Origin of the sequence: Caulobacter sp. SLTY (assembly GCF_009905535.1) — a bacterium.
Taxonomy (GTDB): domain Bacteria; phylum Pseudomonadota; class Alphaproteobacteria; order Caulobacterales; family Caulobacteraceae; genus Caulobacter.
Genome location: NZ_JAAALA010000056.1, coordinates 1 through 9515 on the forward strand (window position 1 = coordinate 1; position 9515 = coordinate 9515).

Consider the following 9515-nt stretch of genomic DNA (forward strand, 5'->3'; position numbering starts at 1 on the left):
CGGCCGACCCGCCCGACCCCATCGCCCCGCCCCGCCGGAACGGATCGGACGGCATCGGCGTCTCGACGGTCACCCAGCTCAGAGGCACGCCGATCTCGTCGGCGATGATCGCCGCGTGGGCCGTGTGCGTCCCCTGCCCCATCTCGGTGGTCGGCGACAGCAGATGCACCTTCCCGTCCGTGGCGATGGTCAGATAGGCGGTCCAGGGCGAGCCGGCCGGCGCGGCCTGCTGGGCGTTCGCGGCCAGGGGCGCGGCGAAGCTGAGCGAAAAGGCGCCGGACGCGATCAGGAAGGCGCGGCGATCGACGGGAGCGTTCATCTCGGCGTCTCCCTTCAGGCGGCTTGGCCGCTGGCCGCCTTGATGGCGGCGCGGATGCGGACATAGGTGCCACAGCGGCACAGGTTGCCGGACATGGCCGCATCGATGGCCGCATCGTCCGGCTTGGGGTTCTCGCTCAGCAGCCCCTTGGCGCTCATGATCTGCCCCGGCTGGCAGAAGCCGCACTGCGGCACCTGCACATCGATCCAGGCCTTCTGCACCGGATCTCCCGGCTTCAGCCCCTCGATGGTGGTGACCTCGGCCCCGGCGATATCCCCTACCGGCAGGCTACAAGACCGCACCGGCTGGCCGCTGACCAGCACCGTGCAGGCCCCGCACTGCGCGATCCCGCACCCATACTTGGCGCCCTTCAGGTCGAGCTCGTCACGGAGCACCCACAGCAACGGCGTAACGGGCTCCGACGCCACGGTCACCGGTTTACCGTTCACGGTCAGCTTGGTCATCGTTAGGCCCTCCAGCACGGATGGTGGCAGCGACAGGCCGCGCGGTCGAGCCGAAATTGTTGGCCGGGAGGGTCGTACGATCAGCCCCGCCGAATCCGCGCCCAAAGCGATCGCCACCATGGCCGTCGCCCGGACACCTCCCGCCACCAGCCGTCGCTTCCGATGTCGGCGGCTGAAAGATCGATCTCCAGCGACGCCGAACCCGAGGCGAGACTGTCGGCCGCCTGGTCCAACGCCATGGCCAGCAATCGATCGCGCGCCAGCGGGCTGACCGCGAGTTCGCCGGAATGCCCCCGCAACAGATCGACCGCCGCGGCCCCGCCACGCCGGCTCAGCAGATCGGCCGCCTCCCACCGCGCCTCTTCGCAGATCGCGGCCAGCGCCGACTCCCGCGCCACGCTCACCTCAGGCCGCCGGCCTTTCCACCTTGAGGATCCGCAACTGCCGCTCCCGGCCGCTGCGATCCGGCCAGGCGATCGACTGGCCCGGCGACAGGCCCAACAGCCCGGCGCCCACCGGCGTCATAACCGAGACGCGGTTGGCGGAGATGTCCGCCTCGCTGGGGTAGACCAGCTGCACGGATCGGGTCTCGCCGTGGGCTTCATCGAGGAATTCGACGACCGAGTTCATCGCCACGGTGGTGGCAGGCACCTTCTCATCGGGCCGTATTGAGGCGCGCTCAAGTTCGCCCAGCAGCAGGTCGGCCAATGTCGGATTGCTCAGCTCCATCCTGGTCGCCAGCATCGTCAGGCGGTCTGCGTCGGTGGCGCCGATAATGATCGGCGGGCGGGATTTCTTCGCAGTCATGGGCTTATTCCATTGCGTCGCGCGCGACGGTCGAAAGACCCCGCGGGCGGATTGATCTGATCGGTTTGAGTGGCGCCCCGGGCCCAGGCGAACGCGCGCTATGACCCGGGGCTAAGAGCCTGCGAGCAGGCTGCCGCCGTGATGCGAAAATCGCCGAAAGATCGGTCGATAGAACATCAGCCCATTCGGCCACTTCCACTGCGGGAAGTCAAACCGACCGGTCAGGCCTTCGCCAACCGCGCCAACGTCCCCAAGATCTTCTCCGCTGCATCCAGCCGCTGCGCCGGGGTGTCCCACTCGCCCTTGACCACGATCTTCTGGTCGGGCCGCAGCTTCCAAACCACCGTGTTCTTCTGGATATGGCCGACCAGCCCGCCGGGGTTGGCGAACTCGTCGCCGCGGAACTGGATCACCGCGCCCTTGGGCCCGACGTCGATCTTGGCCACATTGGCCTCGCGGCACAGCCCCTTGATCGCCACCACCTTCAGCAGGCTGTCGGTCTCCGGCGGCAGCGGCCCGAACCGGTCGATCAGCTCGGCCGCCAGCGCCTCGCGGTCCGCCGCCTTCTCCGCGTCCGACAGCCGGCGATACAGCGCCAGCCGCACGGTCAGGTCCGGCACATAGTCCTCGGGGATCAGCACCGCCGCCCCGGTGTTGATCGCCGGCGACCAGCCCCGATCGCCCAGCGAATCCTCGCCCGCGCGTTCACGCAGGGCCGCGACCGCCTCCTCCAGCATCTGCTGGTACAGCTCGACCCCGATCTCGCGGATGTGGCCGCTCTGCTCGTCACCCAGCAGGTTGCCCCCACCCCGGATGTCCAGGTCGTGGCTGGCCAACTGGAAGCCGGCCCCCAGGCTGTCGAGGCTCTGCAGCACCTTCAGCCGCTTCTCCGCCGACAGGGTGATCTGCTTCTCGACCGGGGTAGTCAGATAGGCATAGGCGCGCGCCTTCGACCGGCCCACCCGCCCGCGCAGCTGATACAGCTGGCTCAGCCCGAACATGTCCGCCCGGTGGATGATCATCGTATTGGCCGACGGTATATCCAGCCCGCTCTCGACGATCGTGGTCGACAGCAGGACGTCGTACTGCCCCTCGTAGAAGGCGGTCATCACCTCCTCGAGCTGTGTCGGCGCCATCTGTCCGTGACCAACCACGAACTTCACCTCGGGCACCGATGTCCGCAGGAACGTCTCGAGATCCGGCAGGTCCTTGATCCGCGGGGTGACGAAATAGCTCTGCCCCCCGCGATACTTCTCGCGCAGCAGCGCTTCCCGCAGGCTCACCTCGTCCCACGGCATGACGTAGGTCCGCACCGCAAGGCGATCCACCGGCGGCGTCGCGATGATCGACATTTCCCGAATGCCCGACAACGCCATCTGCAACGTCCGCGGGATCGGCGTCGCGGTCAGGGTCAGCATGTGCACATCGGCCCGAAGCTCCTTGAGCTTCTCCTTGTGCTTCACTCCGAAGTGCTGCTCCTCGTCCACGATCACCAGCCCGAGGTCCTTGAAGCTCACCAGCTTCGAGAGCACCGCATGGGTGCCCACCACGATCTCGAACTCGCCCTTGGCCAAGCCGTCGCGGGTCTCCGCCGCCTCGGCCGCCGGCGCCAGCCGCGACAGCCGCCGGATCTTCACCGGCCAGCCCTGGAACCGCTCGGTGAAGGTCTTGTAGTGCTGCCGCGCCAGCAGGGTGGTCGGACAGACCACCGCCACCTGCCGCCCGCTCATCGCCATGACGAAGGCCGCCCGCAGCGCCACTTCGGTCTTGCCGAACCCGACGTCGCCGCAGATCAGCCTGTCCATCGGCTTGCCGGCGGAAAGGTCGGTCAGCACATCGGCGATGGCGTTCAGCTGGTCCTCGGTCTCCTCATAGGGGAACCGGGCGCAGAACTCGTCGAACACCCCGGACGGCGGATCCACCTCTTCGACATGCTTGGTCGCCCGCGCCGCCGCGATCTGGATCAGGCCCTCGGCCATCACCCGCAGCCGCTCCTTGGCCTTCGACTTGCGCGCCTGCCAGGCCGCCCCGCCCAGCTTGTCCAGCTGCACGCCGTCGCCCTCGGCGCCATAGCGGGTCAACAGGTCGATATTCTCGACCGGCAGGTACAGCTTGGCCTCGCCCCCGTACTGCAGCTCCAGGCAGTCGTGCGGCGCCTGCTGCACCTCCAGGGTCTTCAGCCCCTCGTACCGCCCGATCCCGTGGTCGATGTGCACCACCAGGTCGCCCGGCGTCAGGGCGCTGGCCTCGGCCAGGAAGTTGCTCGCCCGCCGCTTCTTGCGCGGCCGCGCCAGCCGGTCGCCCAGGATGTCGGTCTCGCTGATGACCGCCAGATTGTCGGTCTCGAACCCGCCCTCCAGCGGCAGCACCACCCGCTGCGGTGTCTTGGGATCGTTGGCCTTGGCCGCCTGCCAGTATTTGGCCAGCGGCAGCTTCTTCATCCCATGGTCGGCCAGCATGGACCCGAGCCGCTCGGAACTTCCCTCAGACCAGCTGGCGAACAACACCCGCTTGCCCGCCTCGCTCAGGGCCTTGGCATGCGCCCCGGCAGCCTCGAACAGGTTGACGCTGTCCTGCTGGCGCTCGGCGGCGAAGGTGCGGCCGAGCTTGGCCCCCATGTCCACCACCGACCCGCCCTCGCGCTGGAACGGGGTGAACCACCGGGTCGGCCGCAGGGCGACCAGGCCGTCGAATTCCTTGGCCGTCAGGTAGAGGGCGTCGGGCTTTAGCGGCCGATAGCTGTCCTTCCGCTGGGCGTCGGCGCGGGCGCCATAGGCGTCCTCGATCATCGCCAGCCGCTCTTCCCGGGCCTCCAGCGCCAGATGGTCGAAGGCGATCAGCGCCTGGTCGGGCAGATAGTCGAACAGGGTCTCCAGCTTCGGATAGAACAGCGGCAGCCAGTGCTCCATCCCGGCCCGCCGCCCGCCCTCGCTGACGGCCGAATAGAGGGCGTCCTCACCCGGCGCCCCGAATGCGCCGACATAGCCCTTGCGGAACCGCGCTACCGCGTCCTTGTCCAGCAGCGCCTCGCTGACCGGCAACAGGCGGATCTCATGCAGCTGTTTCGTTGACCGCTGCGTCTCCGGATCAAACGCGCGGATCGATTCCAGCGAGTCCCCGAACAGGTCCAGCCGCACCGGCTCCTCGGCCGCCGGCGGAAACACATCGATCACCCCGCCCCGGATCGCGAACTCCCCGCGCTCCGACACCGTCGAGGCCCGGTGATAGCCGTTGACCGCGAAATACCGCTCCAGGTCCTCGATCTTCACCGTGGCGCCCGGCCGGGTCGAATAGCTGGCTTCCTTGACCGCCTCGCGCGGCGGCACGCGCTGGATGGCCCCGGCCATCCCGGCGACCAGCAGCAGCGGCTTCTTGGCATCGATCCCCGCCGCCAGCCGCGACAGCGTCGCCATCCGCTGCGCCGCCACCGCCGGCGCCGGCCCGACCCGGTCGTAGGGCAGGCAGTCCCAGCTGGGAAACTGCACCACCTCCAGCTCAGGCGCGAAAAACGCCATCGCTCCCGCAAACGCCTCCGCCCGCGCCCCATCCCGCGCCACGAACAGCGCCGCCCCGCCCCGCGCCCGCAGGATGTCGGCCATCACCAGGGCGTCGAACCCTTCCGGAGCCGAGACAAGATCCAGCCGCCCGTCCGCCTTGGCGACCGCCTTCAGATCCCCATCACGCGCCACGAACAGGCCCTTGGCTCGGCTGAAACGCCTGCAGCTTCTTCATCAACGAGGTATCGTGCTCGGCCGGCGGAGGTTCCCGCCCGATGATCCAGCCATAGACGTCCTGGTCGGCTTCCTGGAGCAGCGCCTCAAACGCCGCCAGCTCATCTTCCGGCAAATCCTGGGCGTGCTGATCCGCAAACGGCCCCAGAATGAGGTCCATCTCCCGGAACCCACGCCGCCAGGCGCGCATCCGCAATCGTTTCAGTCGGGCGTCATCCATGAAGGCGGCCGATATAGGTCGCGCTGAAGGTGGCGACTAGGGGAAACGGCCAACTCCTCCCCTTCTTCCCGTCATATTGCGACCGGAAGCGCCGCCTTAGCGTTGGTGGTCCGGGCTGAACGGGTTGGGATTGGAACCCAAATGCCGATTGACCCTAGTCGTTGCTGCGCAGAGCTGGACCAATCCGGCTCATCCCGTCCTGGATTCGCGCCAAAACGGTCATGTACTCAACGAGCTTGAGCGACAATTCCGGATCCAGATACTGGAAGTCGGGCGACTTCGACAGGGCGCTCCCCTTTCGGAAAGCCGCCTTGGCATGGCGATCAACGTCGTCGGCCATGCCGAGCAGGATGCGGCGCTCCTTTTCCGGATCACGCGCCTCGCCGGCGCTCTGCATCCGTTCGACCAGGCCTTCGTAGGAATACTCCGCCGGAGCGAAGTCATCGACGAAGGACTGGAAGGCGTCGCGCGCTCGCTTTTCCGCCGCCGCCTTTTCAAGCGCGGGGGACGTTCGCTGCGCCAGGTACCGGTTCTTGCGCGCCCCGGCCTCGTCCCGGACGATCACCGCCAGATGGCGGGCGTCGGCGTCGGCCTTTCGACCCATGGCATCCAGCACCTCGATCAGATGGGCCTGTACCTCGACGGACTGGGGCATCAGGCGCTCGAGGGCTTCAAGATCGGCGAGGGCGAGCGCAGGCCGCTTGTCCTTGAAATAGGCCCCGGCGCGAAACCTAAGGACCGCGGGGTCGTTGGGCGTGACGCTGAGCGCCAGGGTCAGATCATCGATCGCCGGCTGATATCGCCCCAGGGCCAGCAGGGTCTCGCCTCGCAGGGCGCGATAGGCGGGTTCGCGGGGCGCCAGGGCGATGGCGGCGTTCTGCTCCGTCAGGGATTCGTTGAGGCGGTTGACGCGCAGGAGCAGGATGGCCCGGACGAGGTGGGCGCGGTGCAAGGTGGGATCCGCCGCCAGGACCCGAGTTGCATCGTCCCAGGCGAGCGCGGATAGCTGGCCCATGTTGAGATTGGTGAGCGCCCTCGCCCGCATCAGGCGCGCCTGGACACTGGTAGGATCGGCGCGCAGGGCCTGGTCGGCGAGATAGACCGCGCGGATGCGGCTGGGCACATCGGATACGCGGGTCAGGCGCGCCGCCTCGGCCAGCCAGGCGGAGGGCTCACCCCTTTCCGGCCCCTCCTGGAACTCACGCAGCACCGTGGGGTCGTCAGGCCGCAGCATCCTGACCCGGCTGAGGATGATGTAGCGGTTCTCGCCCGCCGGCGGATTGGCGAACAGCGCCAGTTGCTCGGCGATGAAGGCGTCGGTCTTGGCGGCCGCCTGCTCGGGGCGCCAACCGTCCGGGGTCGGCTGAACCTGGGCGAAGGCCGGGGCGGCAAGAAGGCTGACCACGAGCGCCGCCATCGGCAAGTTCAAACCCCAGGACATGTTCACCGCTCCCAATCCGAGGGTGTCCTATCCCCGCACGGACAGCCGCCCAACACGCATAAGGGGGGCCTACCGGTGAGCCGGGCGAGAAGCGCCCAGCGGCCGCCAGGTCAGTGGCTCAAGCCGGCCGCAGCACGTAGGCCATCGTTCCCTGCCCCATCCCGGCGTATTCCACTTTGAACCGGCCCTCCAGCATGAAGGCCCCTCCGGCCTTCCGCACACTGGTCATCGGCGCCCCGACCTGGATCTTGTCGTCCCCGACCTGTTTGAAGACGATGAACAGGTCGCCGCTCGCCTCCGCCATGTAGTTCCGCGCCTTGAAGTCGGCCGGCGTGCCCGGTGCGATGGTCAACTTCACGGTCACCACCTTGTCGACCCGGTCGGCGATGAAGCCGGTCAGGCGGCCGGCGTTCTGGGCATTGATTGTGCCTGTCAGGGTATCGGCCGGCGCCGCCGCGACGGCGGGCGCCAGGAGCAGGGCGGGGGTGGCCGAAGCGGTCAGCAGGCCGGCGGCGAGGGCGAATGCCAGGCGGTTCATCGTCAAAGTCCTTCCAGCTCTATCCAGACGGGCGCGTGGTCACTGGCGCCGGGCCGGCCGCGCACCTCACGATCAACGCCTCCATCGCCAAGCCGCTCCGCCAGGTCCGGACTGAGTAGCAGATGATCGATCCGCATGCCCTTATCGTTGGCCCAACGCTGCCGCATGTTCGTCCAGAACGTCCACTGTGGCGCCCCCGGAAACAGCGCCGCCAGCGCGTCCGTCCAACCCTGCTCCAGCAGCGCTGCATACGATGCCCGAGGCTCCGGCTGCAGCAGCGCATTGGTCCGCCAGCTGGCCGGGTTGTAGATGTCCGCGTCGGTCGGCACGACGTTGTAGTCACCGACCAGCGCCACCGGGTGCCCCGACGCCAGCAACGCCGCCGCATGGGCGTTGAACCGCTCGAACCAGGCCTGCTTGTAGTCGAACCTCGGCCCCGGCCACGGATTGCCGTTGGGCAGGTACAGGCACCCCACCAGCACCCCGCCCACCGCCGCCTCGACGTACCGCGCCTCGGCATCGCCCGGATCGCCCGGCAGCCGCCGCCGGGTCACCACCGGCTCGGCCCCCCGCGCCAGGATCGCCACCCCATGGTAGCTCTTCTGCCCCCGCACCACCGCGCCATACCCGGCCCGCTCCAGCGCCCCGAACGGAAACCGCTCGTCGGTGACCTTGATCTCCTGAAGGCACACCACATCCGGCGCGGCCGTCTCCAGCCAGCGGAGCAGGTTGTCCAGCCGGCCGTTGATCCCGTTGATATTGAAGGTGGCGAGCTTCATCGACCGCTTTCAACGCCCCGCCGACGCACTGTATCCAAAGCCCATGAAGGCCCCCGCCAAACGCACCGGCTCGAAGAAGACCCTCAACCTCGCCAACCTCGAACGGCTGGGGGCGGAAAGGCTCGCGGCCTTGATCATGGAGATCACCGAAGGCCAGGCGGCCATCAAGCGCCGGCTGCGCCTGGAACTGGCCGGCGAGGCGGGCGCAGACGAACTTGGGGTCGAGCTCGACAAGCGCCTCGCCTCCATCGCCGAGAAGCGCACCCGCATCACCTGGCGCCGCTATGCCGAGTTCGCTCGCGAGCTGCGCCAGCTGCGCGCCGCCATCGCCGGCCCGATGGCCGAGCTCAACGCCTTCGTCGCCCTCGAACTGCTTTGGCGCCTGCTCGCCCTGGCCGACCCGGTGATGGACCGCATCGACGACTCCAAGGGCGAGATCGCCGCCGTCTTCACCGCCGCCGTCGATGACCTCGGCCCCCTGGCTCTCGCCGCCCGCGCCAACCCCCAGGGTCTCGCCGACCGCGTCTTCGAAACCCTCACTGCCGACACCGAGGGGCTGATGAGCGGCATCGTCTCGGCCGCCCTCCCCGCGCTCGACGACGCGGCCAGGACCTCCCTGCAGGCCAAGCTGACCGCCGCCCAGGACCGCCGCGCCCGCCCCACCGCCGTCCTGCGCCGCGCCATCCAGCAGATCGCCGACGCCCAGGGCGACGTCGAGGCCTTCATCGCCACCTGGACGCCCGCCGAGCTCAAGGAGCCCCTGGTCGGCGCACACATCGCCTCCCGCCTGCTGGCCGCCGACCGCACGGCCGAGGCCTTCGCCGCCCTCAACAAATCCCGCCCCACCGGCGGGGTGCGCACCCGCGCCACCGCCGACTGGGAACGCGCCTGGCTCGCCGCTCTGGAAGCCGACGGCCGCCAGGCCGAAGCCCAGGAATTGCGCTGGGCCGGTTTCGAAGCCCGCCTCGACGCCGACCTCCTCCGCGCGCACCTCAAGCGCCTCGGCGACTTCGACGATGTCGAGGCCGAAGACCGCGCCATGGCCCACGCCCGCGCCTACCCCAACGCCGCCCAGGCCCTCCGCTTCTTCGTTGAATGGCCCGCCCCCGCAGAAGCCGCCCGCCTGGTCCTCACCCGCACCGGAGACATCAAGGGCGACGCAACCGACCTCCTCGAACCCTCCGCCCGCCTCCTGGAAGCCCGCCACCCCCTCGCC

At 68.9% G+C, this 9515-nt stretch carries 10 protein-coding genes; 1 reads left to right on the forward strand and 9 read right to left on the reverse strand.

All coding sequences use genetic code 11. From position 1 onward, the window contains the following. From GVN21_RS19820 to GVN21_RS19860, 9 genes are all read right to left on the reverse strand, one after another. On the reverse strand, positions 1-319 hold a 319-nt coding region (locus tag GVN21_RS19820; RefSeq protein ID WP_166576470.1), incomplete at its 3' end, for a molybdopterin cofactor-binding domain-containing protein. Positions 320-333: 14 nt separating this feature from the next. Further along, positions 334-783, reverse strand: a complete 450-nt coding sequence (locus tag GVN21_RS19825) for a (2Fe-2S)-binding protein (RefSeq protein WP_166576471.1) — start codon at positions 781-783, stop codon at positions 334-336. Positions 784-863: 80 nt separating this feature from the next. Beyond that, positions 864-1181, reverse strand: a complete 318-nt coding sequence (locus GVN21_RS19830) for a hypothetical protein (protein WP_166576472.1) — start codon at positions 1179-1181, stop codon at positions 864-866. A gap of 7 nt (positions 1182-1188) precedes the next feature. After that, positions 1189-1590 (reverse strand): nucleoside diphosphate kinase regulator, encoded by a 402-nt coding sequence (gene rnk, locus GVN21_RS19835; protein WP_166576473.1) that lies wholly within the window; start codon positions 1588-1590, stop codon positions 1189-1191. A gap of 221 nt (positions 1591-1811) precedes the next feature. Then, entirely contained in the window at positions 1812-5279 is a 3468-nt protein-coding gene (mfd, locus tag GVN21_RS19840; protein WP_166576474.1) for a transcription-repair coupling factor, read from the reverse strand. Further along, entirely contained in the window at positions 5269-5541 is a 273-nt protein-coding gene (locus GVN21_RS19845; protein ID WP_166576475.1) for a succinate dehydrogenase assembly factor 2, read from the reverse strand. Before GVN21_RS19845 ends, mfd begins: the two co-directional genes overlap by 11 nt. A gap of 154 nt (positions 5542-5695) precedes the next feature. Further along, positions 5696-6982 (reverse strand): hypothetical protein, encoded by a 1287-nt coding sequence (locus GVN21_RS19850; protein ID WP_166576476.1) that lies wholly within the window; start codon positions 6980-6982, stop codon positions 5696-5698. Positions 6983-7100: 118 nt separating this feature from the next. Then, positions 7101-7520 carry a hypothetical protein gene (locus tag GVN21_RS19855; protein ID WP_166576477.1) on the reverse strand — a complete coding sequence of 140 codons (420 nt, stop codon included), beginning with the start codon at positions 7518-7520 and terminating at the stop codon, positions 7101-7103. 2 nt (positions 7521-7522) lie between these two features. Next, complete coding sequence (locus GVN21_RS19860) at positions 7523-8299, reverse strand: exodeoxyribonuclease III (RefSeq protein ID WP_166576478.1); 777 nt, start codon at positions 8297-8299, stop codon at positions 7523-7525. Between the two features lie 43 nt (positions 8300-8342). Between GVN21_RS19860 and GVN21_RS19865 the strand changes: the two genes are divergently transcribed. After that, on the forward strand, positions 8343-9515 hold a 1173-nt coding region (locus GVN21_RS19865), incomplete at its 3' end, for a DUF6880 family protein (protein ID WP_166576479.1).

Coding starts and splice junctions, on each gene's coding strand:
- GVN21_RS19825 (WP_166576471.1), bottom strand. CDS start 783: ATGACCAAGCTGACCGTGAACGGTAAACCGGTGACCGTGGCGTCGGAG.
- rnk (WP_166576473.1), bottom strand. CDS start 1,590: ATGACTGCGAAGAAATCCCGCCCGCCGATCATTATCGGCGCCACCGAC.
- GVN21_RS19845 (WP_166576475.1), bottom strand. CDS start 5,541: ATGGATGACGCCCGACTGAAACGATTGCGGATGCGCGCCTGGCGGCGT.
- GVN21_RS19850 (WP_166576476.1), bottom strand. CDS start 6,982: ATGTCCTGGGGTTTGAACTTGCCGATGGCGGCGCTCGTGGTCAGCCTT.
- GVN21_RS19855 (WP_166576477.1), bottom strand. CDS start 7,520: ATGAACCGCCTGGCATTCGCCCTCGCCGCCGGCCTGCTGACCGCTTCG.
- GVN21_RS19860 (WP_166576478.1), bottom strand. CDS start 8,299: ATGAAGCTCGCCACCTTCAATATCAACGGGATCAACGGCCGGCTGGAC.